The 17,025-nt window shown below is 66.8% G+C and carries 18 protein-coding genes and 1 pseudogene; 12 read left to right on the top strand and 7 right to left on the bottom strand.

What is annotated here, in order from left to right; all coding sequences use genetic code 11:
• The 5 genes and pseudogenes from QOL82_RS29330 to QOL82_RS24525 all read left to right on the top strand — a co-directional run.
• Nucleotides 1–138: pseudogene (locus tag QOL82_RS29330) on the top strand (tripartite tricarboxylate transporter permease); the annotation flags it as partial.
• A gap of 254 nt (nt 139–392) precedes the next feature.
• Nucleotides 393–1,898 carry a sensor histidine kinase gene (locus tag QOL82_RS24540; protein WP_283444941.1) on the top strand — a complete coding sequence of 502 codons (1,506 nt, stop codon included), beginning with the start codon at nt 393–395 and terminating at the stop codon, nt 1,896–1,898.
• Nucleotides 1,880–3,250, top strand: coding sequence for a sigma-54-dependent transcriptional regulator (locus QOL82_RS24535; protein ID WP_283444940.1), 1,371 nt, complete (start codon nt 1,880–1,882; stop codon nt 3,248–3,250). The genes QOL82_RS24540 and QOL82_RS24535 overlap by 19 nt, the downstream gene beginning before the upstream one ends.
• A 157-nt stretch (nt 3,251–3,407) precedes the next feature.
• Complete coding sequence (locus QOL82_RS24530; RefSeq protein WP_283444939.1) at nt 3,408–4,205, top strand: hypothetical protein; 798 nt, start codon at nt 3,408–3,410, stop codon at nt 4,203–4,205.
• A gap of 14 nt (nt 4,206–4,219) precedes the next feature.
• On the top strand, nt 4,220–4,762 hold the full coding sequence (locus QOL82_RS24525) for a hypothetical protein (protein WP_283444938.1): 543 nt from the start codon (nt 4,220–4,222) through the stop codon (nt 4,760–4,762).
• A gap of 105 nt (nt 4,763–4,867) precedes the next feature.
• Here the strand turns inward: QOL82_RS24525 and QOL82_RS24520 are convergent, their stop codons facing one another.
• Nucleotides 4,868–5,782: a LysR family transcriptional regulator gene (locus QOL82_RS24520; protein ID WP_283444937.1), complete on the bottom strand. Its 915-nt coding sequence runs from the start codon at nt 5,780–5,782 to the stop codon at nt 4,868–4,870.
• A 122-nt stretch (nt 5,783–5,904) separates the two neighbouring features.
• Here QOL82_RS24520 and QOL82_RS24515 point away from each other — a divergent pair, with 122 nt between their 5' ends.
• The 3 genes from QOL82_RS24515 (at nt 5,905) to QOL82_RS24505 (ending at nt 7,421) form a co-directional block, all read left to right on the top strand.
• On the top strand, nt 5,905–6,282 hold the full coding sequence (locus tag QOL82_RS24515) for a cupin domain-containing protein (RefSeq protein WP_283444936.1): 378 nt from the start codon (nt 5,905–5,907) through the stop codon (nt 6,280–6,282).
• Between the two features lie 77 nt (nt 6,283–6,359).
• Nucleotides 6,360–7,034: a cupin domain-containing protein gene (locus tag QOL82_RS24510; RefSeq protein WP_283444935.1), complete on the top strand. Its 675-nt coding sequence runs from the start codon at nt 6,360–6,362 to the stop codon at nt 7,032–7,034.
• A 72-nt stretch (nt 7,035–7,106) separates the two neighbouring features.
• On the top strand, nt 7,107–7,421 hold the full coding sequence (locus QOL82_RS24505; protein ID WP_283444934.1) for a hypothetical protein: 315 nt from the start codon (nt 7,107–7,109) through the stop codon (nt 7,419–7,421).
• A gap of 40 nt (nt 7,422–7,461) precedes the next feature.
• Here the strand turns inward: QOL82_RS24505 and mnhG are convergent, their stop codons facing one another.
• The 6 genes from mnhG to QOL82_RS24475 are packed head-to-tail and all read right to left on the bottom strand — an operon-like array spanning nt 7,462 to nt 13,487.
• Nucleotides 7,462–7,836 carry a monovalent cation/H(+) antiporter subunit G gene (gene mnhG, locus QOL82_RS24500; RefSeq protein WP_283444933.1) on the bottom strand — a complete coding sequence of 125 codons (375 nt, stop codon included), beginning with the start codon at nt 7,834–7,836 and terminating at the stop codon, nt 7,462–7,464.
• On the bottom strand, nt 7,833–8,111 hold the full coding sequence (locus QOL82_RS24495; RefSeq protein WP_283444946.1) for a K+/H+ antiporter subunit F: 279 nt from the start codon (nt 8,109–8,111) through the stop codon (nt 7,833–7,835). Before QOL82_RS24495 ends, mnhG begins: the two co-directional genes overlap by 4 nt.
• Before the next feature lie 12 nt (nt 8,112–8,123).
• Nucleotides 8,124–8,615, bottom strand: a complete 492-nt coding sequence (locus QOL82_RS24490; protein WP_283444932.1) for a Na+/H+ antiporter subunit E — start codon at nt 8,613–8,615, stop codon at nt 8,124–8,126.
• Complete coding sequence (locus tag QOL82_RS24485) at nt 8,612–10,240, bottom strand: monovalent cation/H+ antiporter subunit D (protein ID WP_283444931.1); 1,629 nt, start codon at nt 10,238–10,240, stop codon at nt 8,612–8,614. Before QOL82_RS24485 ends, QOL82_RS24490 begins: the two co-directional genes overlap by 4 nt.
• Entirely contained in the window at nt 10,237–10,581 is a 345-nt protein-coding gene (locus QOL82_RS24480; protein ID WP_283444930.1) for a Na+/H+ antiporter subunit C, read from the bottom strand. Before QOL82_RS24480 ends, QOL82_RS24485 begins: the two co-directional genes overlap by 4 nt.
• Complete coding sequence (locus QOL82_RS24475; protein ID WP_283444945.1) at nt 10,581–13,487, bottom strand: monovalent cation/H+ antiporter subunit A; 2,907 nt, start codon at nt 13,485–13,487, stop codon at nt 10,581–10,583. The genes QOL82_RS24480 and QOL82_RS24475 overlap by 1 nt, the downstream gene beginning before the upstream one ends.
• Before the next feature lie 306 nt (nt 13,488–13,793).
• On the opposite strand from QOL82_RS24475, the gene QOL82_RS24470 reads away from it, so the two are divergent.
• The 4 genes from QOL82_RS24470 to QOL82_RS24455 all read left to right on the top strand — a co-directional run bounded on the left by QOL82_RS24470 (nt 13,794) and on the right by QOL82_RS24455 (nt 17,002).
• Nucleotides 13,794–14,120, top strand: a complete 327-nt coding sequence (locus QOL82_RS24470; protein ID WP_283444929.1) for a hypothetical protein — start codon at nt 13,794–13,796, stop codon at nt 14,118–14,120.
• Between the two features lie 133 nt (nt 14,121–14,253).
• Nucleotides 14,254–14,691 carry a universal stress protein gene (locus QOL82_RS24465; protein WP_283444928.1) on the top strand — a complete coding sequence of 146 codons (438 nt, stop codon included), beginning with the start codon at nt 14,254–14,256 and terminating at the stop codon, nt 14,689–14,691.
• 294 nt (nt 14,692–14,985) lie between these two features.
• Nucleotides 14,986–15,309: a hypothetical protein gene (locus QOL82_RS24460; RefSeq protein ID WP_283444927.1), complete on the top strand. Its 324-nt coding sequence runs from the start codon at nt 14,986–14,988 to the stop codon at nt 15,307–15,309.
• Between the two features lie 433 nt (nt 15,310–15,742).
• Nucleotides 15,743–17,002, top strand: coding sequence for an MFS transporter (locus QOL82_RS24455; protein WP_430438540.1), 1,260 nt, complete (start codon nt 15,743–15,745; stop codon nt 17,000–17,002).
• Nucleotides 17,003–17,025 lie beyond the last annotated feature (23 nt).

The following is a 17,025-nucleotide window of genomic DNA, read 5'->3' as shown; positions in this document are numbered from 1 at the left end:
CTGTCGCGGGGCGACTTCAGCGTGTTCTTCACGCGGCCGATCTCGCTGGGCCTGCTGATCGCGGCGGCGCTGCTGGTGCTGATCGTGGCGCTGCCATCGATCAAGAGCAAGCGCGAGGAAGCGTTCCAGGAAGAATAGGCGACACGCAGGCGTGGCACCGACAGGAAGGGCCGGCGATATGCCGGCCTTTTTGCTTGTGTTGCCGATGACGGGGAAGACGGCGAATAGGGCGTCTCCTTGCGCATCCTGACAGCCCGCTTCGAACGCTGCGCAAGGAGCCGGCCACGGCGCAAGCCCGATTTCTTACGCGGACCGTGGTCTCCGCTTTTTCCGGCAGGTCCCGACACCGCCGATGGGGAATAATGGCGTTCCGGTCACTTCCCCCAATATCGATGCAGCGTCCTTCATTCGCTGTCCAGGTGGTGCTGCTCTGGTGCGTGGTTGCCGCGATGTGCGCGGGGCTGCTCGCCGTCATCTGGTTCATGGCGAGTTCGTCCGAGAGCAGGCAGATTGCCGCGGCGACGCAGTCGAGCGAGCAATCCTGTGTTGCAGTCGCTTCGCGTTACGAGATGTCGGTCGCGCAACCCGCGGCGCCGCTGCAGACCGATCTGATGCACGCGGTGCTGGACCTGGTGCTGGTGCAGCTTCCTGGCGTGGAAGGCGGTTTCTGGCATGACACGCAGCCCGCGTCCGGTGGCGGCGCCGGGTCGGAAGCGGCCGCATCCGGACGCTTCCTGGCCTATTCGTTTCCGACCTATCAGGGCAGCGGCATCAAGCGCGACATTCCGCAGGCCGAGACACCGCTGATCCTGCGCACGCTGCAGGCCGCGGTGCGCAGCCATGCGACCGAGACGGCCGTGTCCCAGGCCAACCAGGGCGGCGTGGTGGTGGCCGCCTGTCCGGTCAGGAGCCAGCCGTCTGTCCATGTCTGGACGATGACGCGCATCCGCCCGGCCATCGACCGCGGCGGCGTCGGGCTGCTTGCCGGCGCTGCCGCCGTCCTGGCGGTGATCCTGGCTGTCGCGGTGGCGATTGCGCTGGGCCTGCGCCGCTGGCGCGACAAGCTGTCCAGGCTGGAAGCGGCCTGCGCGCCGCAGGACGCAGATATGCTGCTCACGCCGATTGCGCACGTGGGCGAGCCCGATCTCGATCGTATCGTCGACGCGCTCAACCGCCAGGCTGCGCATGCACGGCAGCTGCGCGACCGCAGCCTGCAGATGGGACAACAGCTGGCGCAGGCCGAACGCTTCAGCGCGCTCGGCAAGCTCGCGGCGCAGGTCGCGCATGAAATACGCAACCCCGTTGGCGCGATGCGGCTGCGCGCCGAGAATGCGCTGGCGGGCAACGCGGAGCGGCAGCAGCTTGCGCTGCACGCGATCCTCGGCCAGCTCGGGCGCATCGAAAGCCAGGTCGCGAGCCTGCTGGCGCTGACCCAGCCGGTAAGCGTCCGCCGGCAGGATGTCGATGTCCACGCGTGGCTTGCCGCAATCGTCGCGGCGCATGCGGAAGAAGCGCAACGGCGCAACGTGTCGCTGACGATGGCGCAGCACGATGCCGGCCATTTTGACCTGGACCCGGAGCAGATGCGCCGCGCCGTCGACAACCTGGTCCTCAACGCAATGCGCCATGCCGGCGCCGGCGGCCACGTGACGGTCACGGCGCGCATCTTGCATGGGCAGCAGCTGGTCATCGAAGTCGCCGATGACGGTCCCGGCGTGCCCCCCGGCCAGCGCGAGAGAATCTTCGAGCCCTTCGTCAGCGACGCGTCAGCCGGTTCGGGCCTGGGGCTGGCGGTGGTGCGCGAAGTGGCCGCGGCGCACGGCGGCCACGCATACGTCGCCGACGATTCATCGGGCGCCCATTTCAGGATAGAGATTCCATGCCAACCCTGCTCATAGTCGATGATGACGACGCATTCCGCGAAGGCCTGGCCGAGACGCTGGCCGACCTGGGCCACCAGGTGGTCCAGGCTGCCTCGGGCAGGGAAGCGCTGGAACAATTAAGCGGCGCCGCGCCCGGCGCCATCTTTCTCGACTTCCGCCTTCCTGACATGGATGGCCTGGCGGTCCTGGAGGCGATGCGGCGCCAGCGCCCCGGCGACCTGCCGCCCGTGGTCATGCTGACGGCCTATGCCACCAGTGAAAACACCATCGGCGCCATGGGCCTGGGCGCATTCGAGCACCTGACCAAGCCGGTCGGCCGCGCCGCCATCGCCGCACTGCTCGACACCCTATTCCCGGCGATGGAAGCGGCCATTGCTGCACCTGCCGGCGACGGCGCGTTCGGCGATGAAGCGGCATCCGGCCAGGCGCGGCTGCTCGGCGCCAGCGACGCGATGCGCGCCGTGCAGAAAACGCTGGGGCGGGCTGCGGCTTCGGACGCCACCGTGCTGATTACCGGGGAGACCGGCACCGGCAAGGAGGTTGCCGCGCGCGTGCTGCACGCGGCATCGCAGCGCAGGAACGGCCCGTTCGTCGCGGTCAACTGCGCGGCGATTCCGCACGAGTTGCTGGAAAGCGAGTTGTTCGGCCATGCGCGCGGCGCCTATACCGGCGCGGTCCAGGAGCGCGCGGGGCTGATAGCGCAGGCCGACGGCGGCACGGTGTTCCTCGACGAAATTGGCGACATGCCTGCCCTGATGCAGGCCAAGCTGCTGCGCGTGCTGCAGGAACGCGAGGTGATGCCGCTAGGCGCTTCACGGCCCTTGCCGGTCGATGTCCGCGTGGTGGCGGCAACCCACCGCGACCTGGCCGCGATGGTCGCCGACAGCGCCTTCCGGAACGACCTGATGTACCGGCTCAATGTCATCCCGCTGCGCCTGCCGGCGCTGCGCGAACGCAGCGCCGACATCGTGCCGCTGGCCGGGCATTTCCTGGCGCAGGCCTGCGCGCTGGGGGGCCGCAGCATGCGGCTGTCCGCGGCCGCGCAGCATCTGCTGGCCCAGCATGCCTGGCCGGGCAATGTCCGGGAATTGAAGAACGCAATCGACCGTGTCTGCGCGCTGGCGCCGTCCGCCCTCATTGACGCCGCCGACTTCGGCTTCCTGCTGCAGCCGTCGGATCGCGCAGCGTCGCCGGTATCCGCGGAACTGCTGGATCTGCCGCTGGCGCAGGCGGTGGAACAGGTCGAGCGCGCACTGATCGTCCATGCGCTGGCGCTGGCTGCAGGCAACCGCAGCGACGCGGCGCGACGCCTGGGCATCAGCCGCCAATCGCTGTACACGAAACTGGCGAGCCTGGGCATCGGATGACGCCGGCCTGGCGCCACCTGTCAGGAAACTGGACAGGGGGTGTCAGGCAGACCGGCCAACATCGCTTCTCCTATGGCCGTATCCAGGGGGCAGGGCGCCGCAAATCGACAGGCATGGAATTTGCGAATCGAAGCCTGTCTTCTGAAAGGAGCCCATCATGTCATCCACGATCAATTACCATCCCGTAGTCCGCGCCTGCATCGCCATCGCCGCATGCGCCGTTGTCAGCGCCTGCGTTGCGCAGACGCCCGCCCCGCTTCGACCGGAGGCAAGCGCCGCCGCCGGGCGTCCACCCGCGCCGGACAGCGCGGCGCCCGGCCGGGAGGCGGGAGCCGGCCCTGCGCGTCCTCCGCTGCCGGATGGCCCGGCCGCCCGTCGCGAGGCAGGCACGCAGCCCCGGCAAACGCGGCTTGAGGGCAGCATTGCCAGGTTCGTCATCAATCCCGAAGGCAGCGTCGACGGCTTCGTCCTGAAGGACGGAACGCTCGTGCACTTCCCGCCGCACATGGGCAAGCAGGTCGTTGACAGCTTCCGGGTCGGTGCGCCGGTTAGCCTTATCGGGATGCGCAGCGCCAGCGGCGACCTGCGCGCCGAACAGATCGTCCATCCCGACAGCGGCGTTCGCCTGGCCGACCAGCCGCCGGCGCCCGACGCCGTTCGCCTGCCGCCACCGGCGCCGCGCGGCGCCGGCCTGGTCAGGCTGGACGTCAGCGGCATAGTCGACCGCATGACGACCGCGCCGCGCGGGGAGCCCGACGGCGTGATGCTGCGCGACGGCACCGTGATCAAGTTGACGCCGCCGAGCGCACAGCAATTTTCCGGTCTGCTGCAACCGGGGACAAGCGTGGAGGCGCAGGGCTACGGCAGCCAGAACCAGTACGGCCGCGCGCTCCAGGCCACGGCATTCGGCGCGTCCGGCAAGCTGCGCCCGCTCTATAACCAGCAACCCAATTGAACAAGGAAACCGCCATGCACTGGATCGACCCCGACCAGCTTCCCGAAACACGCGGCACTGTCCGCCGCTTCCTGCTCAACCCGCACGGCGAGCCGGATGGATTCATCCTGGACCGGGACAGGCAAGTCCACTTCCCGCCCCATCTTGCCGCCCAGGTGACGCGCCATGTCGCCATCGGCGACAAGGTAAGGGTACGCGGCCTCAAGCCGCGCACGGCCGACATCGTCGCCGCCATCGCCATCACCGGCCCTGACGGCAGGACCATCGTCGACGACGGTCCTCCGCACGACAAGCCGCCTCATGACGACGCGCATGCCGAGAGGCAGCCGATGGAGGCCAGCGGCGCGGTGCTGCTGTCGCTCTACGGGCCGAAAGGCGAACTGCGCGGTGCGCTGCTCGACGACGGCACGGCGCTGCGCATGCCGCCGCATGCCGCCGCGGAACTGCACGCGTACCTGCAGGCCGGCGCGCACGTGCAGGCATGGGGGAAGGGCGTGCGCAACAGGCATGGCTGCACGCTCGACGTGCAGGACATCGCGATGCTGGTGGACGCGTAAGCGGCAGGGAGCGGACGGCGCGCGACGAGGCGGCAAGGGTCGCCTGCGCCCGGCAGCCCAGGCAAGCTGCAAGGGCTCAACGTGTGCTGCCGCGTCGTCGGTCCATCACGCAGGCCGCGCCAGAAAGTCATGCCGGGAACCGTGCCCGGCCAGCGTGTCGATGAACACCCTGAGCCGGGCAGGCATCAGCCGGTTTCCGGGCCAGATGACATGGATCGGCAGCGGCGGAGGTCGGAACGGCTGCAGCACTTCCTGCAGCGCGCCCGTTGCCAGGTAGTCTGCGGCGATGTAGTCGGGCACCTGGATGAGGCCGACGCCGTCCAGTGCGGCCTGCGCCATGGCTTCGCCGTCGTCGAGGAGCAGGCGCCGCGTCGGATGCAGGTCGCCGGGCGCGCCGTCGACCTGGACCTGTATCGGTCTTTCCCTGCCGGAAGTGGGATTGCGAAATACGATGAAACTGTGCGCACCGAGTTGCGAGGGATGGCTGATCCCCGGATGGCGGGCCAGGTAGTCCGGACTGGCGCAGAGCACCAGGTGCTGCTGCCCGACCTGCCTGCATGCCAGCGAGGAATCGGCAAGGTGCATGATGCGCACCGCCGCATCCATGCCTTCCCTGACGAGGTCGCACTGCATGTCGCTCAGGCGCACATCGGCAGTCAGGCCGGGATAGCGACGCAGCAAGGTGGACAGCGCCGGCAGCACGACGCGCTTCCCATAGGTAATTGGAATATTGATGCGCAGTTCACCGGCCGGTTCGCCTGCGGCGCCGGCGGCCTGCAGCGCGAATTCATCGAGCTCCGCCAGGATCCTTTCGCATCGCCTGAACAGGGCCGCGCCGTCCGACGTGAGCGTCACCTGGCGGGTCGTCCGGTGAAACAGCTTGATCCCCAGTTCCTGTTCGAGGTGGACAATGCGCTTGGCGACGGTCGACGGCGTCACGCCGAGTTCCCGGGCCGCGCCCGCGAAGCCCCGGTGGCGCGCCGCACAGGCGAACGCCAGCAAATGAATGAATCCCTGCATGACGATTGATGAAGAATTTTCCTTAATCTTATGACATCCAGGCGTATTCATCCATGGCATTTGCCGGCCCATACTGGTGTCGTCCGCCGTCGTATGGCGCCCATCAGCCCAGGAGAAACGCAATGTACATCTTCAATGAACAGCAACCGGCGGCCAGCGGCATCGCCGGCATCGATCACGCCACGCTGGCCGGAAGCCGCCACGGCTTGAAAGGATTGTCGGTATGGAAACAATCGGTGTCGCCCGGATCGGCGACGCCGCCGCACCGGCATGATTGCGAAGAGGTCGTGTTATGCAGCGGCGGCGATGGGGAGTTGCATATCGACGGCAAAACGGTACGATTCGGGGCAGGTCAGACCGTCGTGATTCCGCCCAATGTCGATCACCAGATCATCAACGCGGGTAAGGAGGCGCTTGATATTGTCGCCGTCTTTTCGGTCAGTCCCGTCGTCGTCCATTTGCCAGACGGCGACGAGATCGTCCTGCCCTGGGAAACCTGAGAACACCGGGCATCGGAGGACGCTTTCCCTCTACGCCTGCGCTTAACCGTTTCACTTGCCGACTGGGTGCTAGCCTTATGAACCTCAACGCCGACTTCAGCCTCAGGGCCGTGGCCCATGCCGACGCGATGGACTGGATCGATTCCCCGATGCCGGGCGTGTCGCGCAAGATGCTGGACCGGATCGGCGACGAGGTCGCCCGGGCCACCAGCATCGTCCGCTATGCGCCGCACAGCCATTTTTCGCCGCACACGCACGGCGGAGGGGAAGAGTTCCTGGTGCTGGAGGGCGTCTTCCAGGACGAGCATGGCGACTATCCGCCCGGCGCCTACGTGCGGAATCCGCCGCAGACCCGGCATACGCCGCGCAGCGATGCCGGCTGCACGATCCTGGTCAAGCTCTGGCAGTTCATGCCGTCGGACAGGCAGCAGGTCCGCTTGCCTGCCGCGCAGGTTCCGCCGGCGCCGGACCCGCTGCGGCCGCACGTGATGCGGCAGCCGCTGTATCGCGACGAACGCGAGTCGGTGCGCATCGAAACCTGGGCGGCCAACCGGGAAATCGCGTTCGATCCGGAAGGCGGCCTGGAAGTCTTCGTGCTCGACGGCGAGTTCGTGGAAGGCGGCGACCGGTTTCGCGCCTGGTCCTGGCTGCGCCTGCCGCCGGGCCAGCGGCTGCACGCAGCGACCGGCGCCGCCGGCGCACGCGTGTGGGTCAAGGAAGGGCACCTGAAGGCCCCGGTGATGCCGGCCTGAGCGCGAAGGCGGGCAGCGCAGCGGCGACCCGATGGCCCGCATGGATGGGGGCAGGGCGGCTAAAATGCGGGCATGCCTGCAAAGACTCCCATTTTTCCCGGCCCGCGCACCGCGCGCGGCGCCGTGCTCGCCGTCCTGCTTTCCAGCGCGGACCAGACCGGCGCCGAGCCGCTGCGCGGACGCGTGACCCTTGCCGCTATCGTTCGGACCCTGAAGCGCAAGTATCACTGGCCAATCGAAACCGCGAGTTTCCCATCGAATGCCGCCGATGGACGTGCGACCTGGGCGACCGTGTACAGCCTGCCGCCGCAGGCGATTGCCGCCGCGATGGATGCGGGCGCCGGCGACTGGCTCAGGAGCCGAATGACGAGCGACGGCCAGCGCTAGCTGCGCGGCGCCGCGGTTCCTTATCCCGTCCCGGGTCGCTTCAGTCCTTTCGGGGCAGCCGGTAGACCTCCCCGGATGCCGCGCCGGTGTCATGCTTGCCTGCCCGCAGGTCGCGGTAGACCGCGGCGCGCATGATCATCATCGCCACGACCGGCGCGGTCATCAGCAGGAATGCCGCGATGATCAATTCATGGGCGATGACGCGGGAACGCAGCACGGAAAAGAAGAGCATGGACGCCAGCAGGATGAAGCCGGTGCCCAGCGTGACCGTGATGGCCGGGCCGTGGATGCGCTGGTAGAAATTGGGCAGGCGCAGCAGGCCTAGCGCCCCGACTACGATGATGCTGCCGCCGGCGATCAGCAGCACGGCGACGGGAATGGCCGCCCATGCGGGAATGGCATCGAGCGCGATCATTCGATCACCTCGCCGCGCATCAGGAACTTGGCCATCGCAATGGTCGACACGAAGCCCAGCAGCGCGATCAGCATCGCGGCCTCGAAATACAGGTCGCTCGCATAGCGGATGCCCAGCACCAGCGCCAGTTGCATCGCGCACATCCACAACGTGTCCAGCGCCAGCACGCGGTCATGCGCCGACGGCCCGGCGATCAGGCGCAACGTGCAGAACAGCATCGCCAGCAGCACGCAGATGAAAACATAATGGATGGAGAACTGCAGCAGCGCGGCCATCATCGTGGGCTCCTATTCAAAGATGTCGATCAGGGGTTGTTCGTAGCGGGACTTGATCGTGTCGATCCACCACTGTTCGTCATGCAGGTCGAACACATGCAGCGCCAGCGCATGCCGGTCCGGCAGGATTTCCACCCACACGGTTCCCGGCGTCGAATTGATCAGGCAGGACAGCAACGCCAGTCCGTGCGGATTGCGCAGGTCCAGCGGGATCGTGATGAACTGGGAATTCAGGCCGTCGGCCTTGGAAAACAGGATGATGCGGCCGACGTTCAGGCCCGATCGCACGATCTCCACCAGCGACATGCCCAGCAGCCGCAGGAAAAGGAATGGCCTGGCCAGCTTCGGGTAGCCGAGCGGCTGCAGGTTGCGCGTCAGCAGCGGCACGGCGATCCCCAGGCCCGCGGCCAGCAGCAAATGCGCGGGGTCCAGGCTCTGGTTCAGCAGCAGCCACAGGCCCAGCAGCACCGCCGACATCCAAGGAAAGGGAAGCCATCGCCTCATCGGATGCCTCCATCGCCCACCGGGCCTGGCAGGACCGGCGCGGACAGGACGCGCTGGATGTAGTGTTCTGGCCGGTGCAGGCCGTCGGAGGTGCGGCCAAGGTAGTCGAGCAGCGGGCCGGCTTCCACGGTCATCGCCACGCACAGCATCAGCAGCAGGCTGACCGGCGCCGCCTCGGTCAGCTGCAGCCGCGGCGGCGTCACCCGGCCCGCTGCCCAGAAGGTGCGCACGCCAAAGCGCATCAGCGCAATGATGGCGGCCAGGCCCGACAGGAAGATCAGCGTCATCAGCGTCCATCCGGCCGGCACGATCGCGCCGCCGGGCGCCGGCGGGTTGAGCAGCGCGTGGAACAGGCTGAACTTGGCGACGAAACCGGACAGCGGCGGCAGCCCGGCAATGATCAGCGCGCAGGCGGCGAAGGACAGGCCCAGGAAGGCCAGCGCCGCCGGGATGCCGACGCCCACCGGCGGGTCGGGCGCATCCTCGATCGCATAGGCTTCCATGGTCACGGCCAGCAAGGCCGCGCCCGGCGAGCGTATGCGCTCGATCAGCTCGATCAGGAGCACGAACGCCGCCATCGCGAGCGTCGAGCCGAGCAGGTAATACAGCCCGGCCGTGACCAGAGACGGCTGGCCGTACCCGGTCACGGCAAGCAGCGTGCCGGACGATACGATGGCGCCGTACCCGGCCAGCCGGCCGGCCGTCTCGCTGGCGAGCATGCCAGCCGCGCCGAAGACGATGGTCGCCATGCCGCCCCATAGCAGCAGGTCCATGCCATAGCCTGCCGCCGCGCCGGCGTCGCCCGAAAACACCAGCAGCCAGATGCGCAGGATGATGTAGCCGCCGACCTTGGTCATCAGCACCAGCATCGCCGCCACCGGCGGGGATGCCGCGGCATAGGTGGTCGGCAGCCAGAAGCCGAGCGGCCACATCGCGCTCTTGATCAGGAAGGCGATGACCAGCACGCCCACCCCGACCTTCAGAAGCGCCATATCGGCGGCGCTGGTACCGGCGATGCGGGCGGCAAGGTCGGACATGTTGAGCGTGCCGGTGCTGGCGTAGATCAGCGCGACGCCGATCAGGAACAGCAGCGAGGCGATCAGGTTGACCGCGATGTACTGCATGCCGGCCTGCAGTCTGGCCGCGTTATAGCCGTGGAGCAGCAGGCCGTAGGACGCCGCCAGCATCACCTCGAAGCAGACGAACAGGTTGAACAGGTCGTGGGTCAGGAAGGCGCCGTTGATGCCCATCAGCAGGAACTGGAAGAAGGAGTTGTAATGCACCCCGATCCGGCTCCAGCGCAGCATCGAATAGAGCAGCGTGCATGCCGCCAGCAGCGCGGTGAGCAGCAGCATCAGCGCCGAAAGGCGGTCGGCCAGCAGCGCGATGCCGAACGGCGCGGCCCAGTTCGCGGCAAGGTAGACGCCGATGCCGTCCTGCCAGTGGCCGCCATCGGTCAGCTTCATCAGCGCGATGGCATTGGCCAGCAAGGCGAGGACGGAGACCGCGCTGATCAGGAGCTTCAGGCGATGGCGGCTGTGATTGATCGGCACCTGCAGCGCCCCGCAAACCAGCGGGATCAGCATGGGCGTGACGATCAGGTGCTGGATCCATCCTGAACTCATTGATCCGGCTCCTTGCCGTCGACATGGTCGGTGCCTGTCAGGCCGCGCGAGCCGATCATGACCACCAGGTAAAGCGCGGTGGTGGCGAAGCCGATCACGATGGCGGTCAGCACCAGCGCCTGCGGCAGCGGGTCGGCCAGCGCCGCGGGATCGGGCGCGCCGTCGCCCAGGGTCAGCGGCGGCCGGTCCAGCCACAGCCGCCCGATAATGAAGATGAACAGGTTGACCGCATAGGACATCAGCAGCAGGCCGGTCAGCACCTGGAAGCTGCGCGGACGCAGGATGAGCCAGATGCCGGAGCCGAACAGCACGCCGATGGCTATCGAGATGACGGCTTCCATCAGGAGATCTCCTCGGTTGGGATGGCCAGGATGGCGGCGGGCTCGCCGCCGGGGACGCGATGGCTGCGCACCGACTGATGCGCCAGCGCCACCAGGATCAGCATGGTCGAGCCGACCACCGTGGCGAACACGCCAAGGTCGAACAGGAACGCGCTGGGCACATGGATGTCGCCGAGCACCGGGAGATGCAGGTGCGCGGTATGGCTGGTCAGGAAAGGGAAGCCGAGCACCCATGCGCCCAGCCCGGTGACGCAGGCGATCAGCAGGCCGTAGGCGATCCAGCGGTGCGGCCGCAGCCGGATGTGGGACTCGACCCAGGCGGTGCCGGCGATCATGTATTGCACGATGATCGCCGTGGCGAAAATCAGCCCGGCCACGAAGCCGCCGCCGGGCAGGTTATGACCGCGCATGAAGAAATAGGCGACGACGATGCCCATGAACGGCAGCAGGAAGCGCAGGTAGACCGACGGGATCATCAGGTAGCCGCTGCGCGCCTGCTGCGTCGGCGACTGGCTTGCGGCCGGGTCGACGTCGCTTGCCTGCTGCGATGGAATGGCCACGCTTTCAGGCGCGGGCCGGAAGCGCCGCAGCAGCGCATACACGGTCAGCGCCACGATGGCCAGCACCGTGATCTCGCCCATCGTGTCGAAGCCGCGGAAATCGACCAGCAGCACGTTGACGACATTGGTCCCGCCGCCCTCGGGAAGCGCCCGCGTGACGAAGTAGTCGCCGATCTTCGACGGCGCCGGATGCGTCAGCACCGCGTAGCTGATGGCGGCAAGGCCCAGCCCGCCGGCCAGCGCGACGACGAAGTCGCGCGCGCGCCGCACCTGCACCGCCCGCGGCGCATGCTCGGCGAAGGCCTGCGGCATGCGGCGCGGCGGCAGCCAGCGCAGGCCGAGCAGGATCAGCACCGTCGTGACGGTCTCCACCATCAGCTGCGTCAGCGCCAGGTCGGGCGCGGACAGCCACAGGAAGGTCATGCTGGTGGCGATGCCGGTGCCGCCCACCAGCAGCAGCGCGGCAAGCCGGTGGTACTTGGCCTTCCAGGCGGCGGCGATCGCGCAGGCGCCGCCTATCATCCACATCAGCGCGAACAGCGGGTCGGCGTCAGTCAGCTGCGGGGCCGCGAACTGCGGCAGGGGCCGGACCAGCATCAGCGGAATCGCAACCAGCGCGACCACGATCACCAGCAGCTGCGGCTGCAGGCGGCGGGTGCCGAGCCGGTCGACCAGCCAGGAGGCGGACAGGAACAGCGTCAGCATCGTGGTCTCATAGGCCTGGGAGCCCTTGAGCCTGTGCAGGAGGGGCACCCGGTTTCTCGACGCCAGCGCGTAGTATTTGCGCAGCAGGACATAGAACAGGATGCCGCCCGACAGGGCGACGAGGCTCATCATCAGCGCCAGGTTGAAGCCATGCCATATGCCGAGGTCATACGACGGGATGTCCTGGCCCAGCACGGACACCGATGCAAATGCCAGGAAATGGCCGACCGTAAGCTCGGGCACCATGCCCACGACCACGCACAGCAGCACCAGGAACTCCACCGGGAAGCGCATCCAGCGCGGCGGCTCGTGCGGCTTCTTCGGCAGATCGTCGGGCAGCGGGCCGAAGAAGACGCTGATGAAGCGCAGCGAATAGGCGACGCTGAAGATGCCCATTGCCACGGCCGCGTACGACATCCACCAGTTTTCGGTGCCGCCGACATGCACGGTCTCCGCGAAGAACATTTCCTTGGACAGGAAGCCGTTGAGCAGCGGCACGCCGGCCATGGCGGCGCTGGCGACGATGGCCAGCATCGCGGTGAAGGGGATCGCCTTGTACAGGCCGCGCAGCACGCGCATGTCGCGGGTGCCGGTCTCGTGATCGATGATGCCGGCGGCCATGAACAGCGAGGCCTTGAAGATCGCGTGGTTCATCGTGTGGAAGATGGCTGCCACCACCGACAGCGGCGTGCCTATGCCCAGCAGCACCGTGATGAGGCCCAGGTGGCTGATGGTCGAATAGGCCAGGAGGCCCTTCAGGTCGTGCTGGAAGATGGCCACGAAGGAGCCCAGCAGCAGCGTGCACACGCCCGCACCGCCTATCAGCCAGGTCCATTCGGGCGTGCCCGACAGCACCGGCCAGAGCCGCATCAGCAGGAACACGCCGGCCTTGACCATGGTGGCCGAGTGCAGGTAGGCCGACACCGGCGTGGGCGCTGCCATCGCATGGGGCAGCCAGAAATGGAAGGGGAATTGCGCGCTCTTGGTCAGCGCGCCGAGGGCAACGAGCACCAGCGCGGGCACGTACCATGCATGCGCGCGGACCACGTCGCCCGCGGCCAGCACGACGTCGAGGTCGTAGCTGCCGACGATGCGGCCCAGCAGCAGCACGCCGGCCAGCAGGCACAGCCCGCCGATGGTGGTGACGGTGAAGGCCATGCGGGCGCCGCGCCGCACGTCGATGCGGTGATGCCAGTACCCGATCAGCAGGAAGGACGTCAGGCTGGTCAGCTCCCAGAAGATCACCAGCTGGATCAGGTTGCCGGACAGGACCACGCCCAGCATCGCGCCCATGAAGGCAAGGAGGAAAGCAAAGAACCGGGGCACCGGGTCTTCGGGCGACATGTAGTAGCGCGCGTAGAGTATGACCAGCACGCCGATGCCCAGCACCAGGATGGAGAACAGCCATGCCAGGCCATCCATGCGCAGCATGAAGTTCAGTCCGTAGGCCGGCAGCCAGCGCGCTTCAAAGCGCAGCACCTCGCCGACGCCGACCCAAAGATAGAGATAGGCGGCCAGCAGCAGCCCCAGGAACGCGGTGCAGCCCGCCAGGCCGGCCGCGCGGTTGCGGGCGTGGGCGGGCAGGAAGGCGACCAGCAGGCTGCCGACGAAAGGCAGTAGGACAAGGCACAGGAGTAGCATCGGCACCGGGCAATGTAGTCAGAAGATGAGCGGGATGAAACACGGCAGGGATGACGAGGTTGGTATTTTGACAGACCAAGGCAGCTCTACAGTCAGGAATCGCGAATCGATGCCACTTTCGACAAACCCTTGATTCGGATGGACAATATCCGGGACTGGTTTCGACCCGTTGCGTGCCTGCGCATCGCCGCATCGGGATGAACCTGCCGCCGGCTGAACTTTTCTCGCGATGAACCCTCGAATTTGCGTAAGCCGCTCCGGCGATCAATCCCTGACCACGTGCCGCACCGTTCGCCCTTCTTCACGATGAAAAAACTCATTCTCGTTCTTGCCATCCTGATCCTGCCCGTCCACTTCCTGGTCGACGGGTTCGGCAGCCTGATGGCCAAGGACGGGGTGGTGGGCATGACCGCGGCGGCGACCACGAATTGCACGCCCGGACTCGATGCCGATCCGGCGTGCGCCGACGATGACCCGCTGGAGGTGTCGGGCACGCCCGATTCCTCGGATTACCTCGCCTTGATCCCGGCGTTCGGCGATGCCCGCACGTCCGGCGCTGCGGCCTCGCAGCGCCAGGTGCCATTCCCTCCCTCGTTCTACCCGTTGACTGCGTCACCCCCACCGCGCGCCTAGCCTCGTCCGGCTGGCCTGGCGCCGGCAATCGATATCGTTTGGCGCACGCGGCTGCCCGTGAAGGCGGGTAGCCCCCATCTGCCTGCTTGCGCAGCGCAGGTCCATCTGCATTCGTATTCCAGTGGGAGTCACCATGTTCAACAATATCCTGGTACCGATCGACGGCTCGCCGCTGTCTTACCGGCCCGTTACAGCGGCAATCGAAATGGCAAAGGCGCGCCAGGGGAGCCTGGTGCTGCTGTCGGTCGCCGAGCCGCGCCTGTTCAATGCGTCGGACAGGGACGCGCTCATGGACGGCGCGATCGTCGAGCAGCAGCATGCGCGCATGGCGCGGGCGTACCTCGCGCAGGCAGTCGAGGCTGCCGAACGCGCCGGCGTCTCCTGCGAGCCGGTGGTCGTCCAGTCCCGCCTGCCGTGCGACGAGATCGTGGCGGTGGCGCGGCATAGGCACTGCGACGCGATCTTCATGGCGACCCGGGGGCGGATGGGTTTGCTGGATCAGCTCTTCGACGAAAGCACGACCCAGCAGGTGCTGCAGAAGTCGACCGTGCCGGTGCTGGTCTTCCCCTGATGCGAGACGCCGTCGGCATCGGTTTTTGGCGGTGACCTGACGGCAATCGGGATTGCCGTCCCTGATCCTGTCCGTGGCCGCTTGGTGACTGCGGACAGGAGTCTTCAGGCGGGCGCGGTGGCGGGATCGGGTACGGCATCGCTGCCGTAGGGGCCGGCGGCAGGACGGGTGCAGGCATGCGGGCGTCCCGGAAACGGGAAATTGCCAGCAGTTTGTAAGCATTTGTTAATGTGTCATCCAAATCCGTCCTGCGGCGTTAAACCGGTATCACCACTACGCTGAATAAGCCCTGTCATGATCACCCAATTAAAACGCCGTACCGACCTCATCGTGCAATCCTTCGCCTACGTTGCGGGAAAGCTTGCACAGTCGCCTGACATGCACTCGCTGACAGCGCTGCACCAGCAGATTCTCGGCGAGGCTGAAAAACACTGCAGCGCCATTCGCATGCTGCAGCGCGATGTGTTCCAAAGCGCGGATGCCGGCCTGCGCAGCGGTGAATTGAATGAACTGCGGTTTCGACGGTTGCGCGACCGCAGCACCGGCACCGCTGCGATGGCCCAGGCCGCGATCGCCCGCATTGCCTCGCAATACGCGCCGCAAAAAATAGCAGCTTGATCGTCTCTGCGATCGCTGGTGCCAAGGGGGCGGCATACTTGCCCATGCGTCCCGTACCGTCTGGAAGAACCGCAAGCACGGGATAAATAAACGGCATTGTGATTGCTGGTCACTTCGCTGTAGCGCGTCATTGGCGTCTCCGGGACCCAGGGCCGTGGCCGACGCGCCTGCCGATGGGCATAGCACACTCTCCAGGCCGGTAGAAAACCGCTCGTAAAAACCGGAAGTCAGTAGGGAGATCGCGGGTCCCCTGACCGTTCGTATGGCTGCGCCCCTGTCTGCATCGACCATCCCCTTCCGATGGTTAAGGGCAAGGCGCCGTGCTGAATTCACAATGTGCGGCGGGATAATTCGGTATCCTTGGCTGATCCAGCCCAGGCAGGTCAGTCTTCCGCCCGGGCCACTGTGCAGATCCCAGTGTGAAAGCCGCCCAATGACAACCACCGCCGACAATTCCGCAGACGCCCATCCTGTGCGGACCGGTATGTCCGTTCCCGCCCCAGGCGCCGGCCGCAAGGCCAGGCCGGCATTCGGCATACTCGGCGCCATCAGCAGTGCGCACATGGTCAACGACATGATGCAGTCGCTGATCCTGGCGATGTATCCGATCCTCAAGGGTGATTTCGCGCTGAGCTTCGCCCAGATCGGACTCATCACGCTGACCTACCAACTCACCGCCTCGCTGCTGCAGCCGCTGGTGGGCCTGGTCACCGACCGCCGGCCGAAACCGTACTCGCTGCCGCTGGGTATGCTTTCCACGCTGACCGGGCTGCTGCTGCTGGCCTTCGCGCCCACCTATGCCATGCTGCTCGCGGCCGCCGCGCTGATCGGCATCGGCTCGTCGATCTTTCACCCGGAGTCATCGCGGATCGCGCGCCTCGCTTCCGGCGGACAGCATGGCTTCGCGCAATCCGTGTTCCAGGTGGGCGGCAATATGGGCACCGCGATCGGGCCGCTGCTGGCGGCCGCGGTGATCGTGCCGTTCGGACAGCGCAGCGTCGCCTGGTTTGGGGTGATCGTGTTGCTGGGCATCGGCATGCTGCTGGCGGTGAGCCGCTGGTATGCGGCGCACAACCTGGCCGCCAGCGCCGCAAGGAAGGCGCCGGTCGCGTCGCCTTATTCACGCAAGGTGGTGTTCGGATCCATCGCCGTGCTGCTGGTATTGATTTTCTCGAAGTATTTCTACATGGCCGGCCTGAGCAGCTTTTATACCTTCTATCTGATGGAGAACTTCGGGCTGACGGTGCGGAGCGCGCAGCTGCACCTGTTCTATTTCCTGTTTGCGTCCGCCGTGGGGACCGTGCTCGGCGGCCCGATCGGCGACCGCATCGGCCGCAAGCCGGTGATCTGGGTATCGATCCTGGGCGTGGCGCCATTTGCGCTGATGCTGCCCCATGCGAACCTGTTCTGGACAACCGTGCTCACCATCGTCATCGGGCTGGTGCTGTCGTCCGCCTTCTCGGCAATCCTGGTCTATGCCCAGGAGCTGATGCCGGGCAGGGTGGGCATGGTGTCGGGCCTGTTCTTCGGATTTGCTTTCGGGATGGGCGGCCTCGGGGCGGCGGTGCTGGGCATGTTCGCGGACAAAACCAGCATCGCCGACGTGTACCAGGCCATTGCCTATCTGCCGCTGGTGGGCGTCGTTGCCGCGCTGCTGCCCAGAGGCGCACGCCGTGTTCCCTCGAGCGCCTGAAGCCGGATCGGCCGCACCCTGCA

This window comes from Noviherbaspirillum suwonense, from assembly GCF_900182955.1.
GTDB lineage: Bacteria > Pseudomonadota > Gammaproteobacteria > Burkholderiales > Burkholderiaceae_D > Noviherbaspirillum_A > Noviherbaspirillum_A suwonense.
Note: the sequence above shows the minus strand (reverse complement) of the source record. Positions and strands in the feature narration are given on the sequence as shown.

Excerpts from the sequence above, each read along its gene's own strand:
- QOL82_RS24490 (WP_283444932.1), bottom strand. The coding sequence starts at position 8,615 with ATGAGGCGATGGCTTCCCTTTCCTTGGATGTCGGCGGTGCTGCTGGGC.
- QOL82_RS24535 (WP_283444940.1), top strand. The coding sequence starts at position 1,880 with ATGCCAACCCTGCTCATAGTCGATGATGACGACGCATTCCGCGAAGGC.
- QOL82_RS24530 (WP_283444939.1), top strand. The coding sequence starts at position 3,408 with ATGTCATCCACGATCAATTACCATCCCGTAGTCCGCGCCTGCATCGCC.
- QOL82_RS24525 (WP_283444938.1), top strand. The coding sequence starts at position 4,220 with ATGCACTGGATCGACCCCGACCAGCTTCCCGAAACACGCGGCACTGTC.
- QOL82_RS24475 (WP_283444945.1), bottom strand. The coding sequence starts at position 13,487 with ATGCTACTCCTGTGCCTTGTCCTACTGCCTTTCGTCGGCAGCCTGCTG.
- QOL82_RS24465 (WP_283444928.1), top strand. The coding sequence starts at position 14,254 with ATGTTCAACAATATCCTGGTACCGATCGACGGCTCGCCGCTGTCTTAC.
- QOL82_RS24455 (WP_430438540.1), top strand. The coding sequence starts at position 15,743 with ATGACAACCACCGCCGACAATTCCGCAGACGCCCATCCTGTGCGGACC.
- QOL82_RS24495 (WP_283444946.1), bottom strand. The coding sequence starts at position 8,111 with ATGGCCGCGCTGCTGCAGTTCTCCATCCATTATGTTTTCATCTGCGTG.
- QOL82_RS24540 (WP_283444941.1), top strand. The coding sequence starts at position 393 with ATGCAGCGTCCTTCATTCGCTGTCCAGGTGGTGCTGCTCTGGTGCGTG.
- QOL82_RS24520 (WP_283444937.1), bottom strand. The coding sequence starts at position 5,782 with ATGCAGGGATTCATTCATTTGCTGGCGTTCGCCTGTGCGGCGCGCCAC.
- QOL82_RS24510 (WP_283444935.1), top strand. The coding sequence starts at position 6,360 with ATGAACCTCAACGCCGACTTCAGCCTCAGGGCCGTGGCCCATGCCGAC.
- mnhG (WP_283444933.1), bottom strand. The coding sequence starts at position 7,836 with ATGATCGCGCTCGATGCCATTCCCGCATGGGCGGCCATTCCCGTCGCC.
- QOL82_RS24515 (WP_283444936.1), top strand. The coding sequence starts at position 5,905 with ATGTACATCTTCAATGAACAGCAACCGGCGGCCAGCGGCATCGCCGGC.
- QOL82_RS24505 (WP_283444934.1), top strand. The coding sequence starts at position 7,107 with ATGCCTGCAAAGACTCCCATTTTTCCCGGCCCGCGCACCGCGCGCGGC.
- QOL82_RS24485 (WP_283444931.1), bottom strand. The coding sequence starts at position 10,240 with ATGAGTTCAGGATGGATCCAGCACCTGATCGTCACGCCCATGCTGATC.
- QOL82_RS24460 (WP_283444927.1), top strand. The coding sequence starts at position 14,986 with ATGATCACCCAATTAAAACGCCGTACCGACCTCATCGTGCAATCCTTC.
- QOL82_RS24480 (WP_283444930.1), bottom strand. The coding sequence starts at position 10,581 with ATGGAAGCCGTCATCTCGATAGCCATCGGCGTGCTGTTCGGCTCCGGC.
- QOL82_RS24470 (WP_283444929.1), top strand. The coding sequence starts at position 13,794 with ATGAAAAAACTCATTCTCGTTCTTGCCATCCTGATCCTGCCCGTCCAC.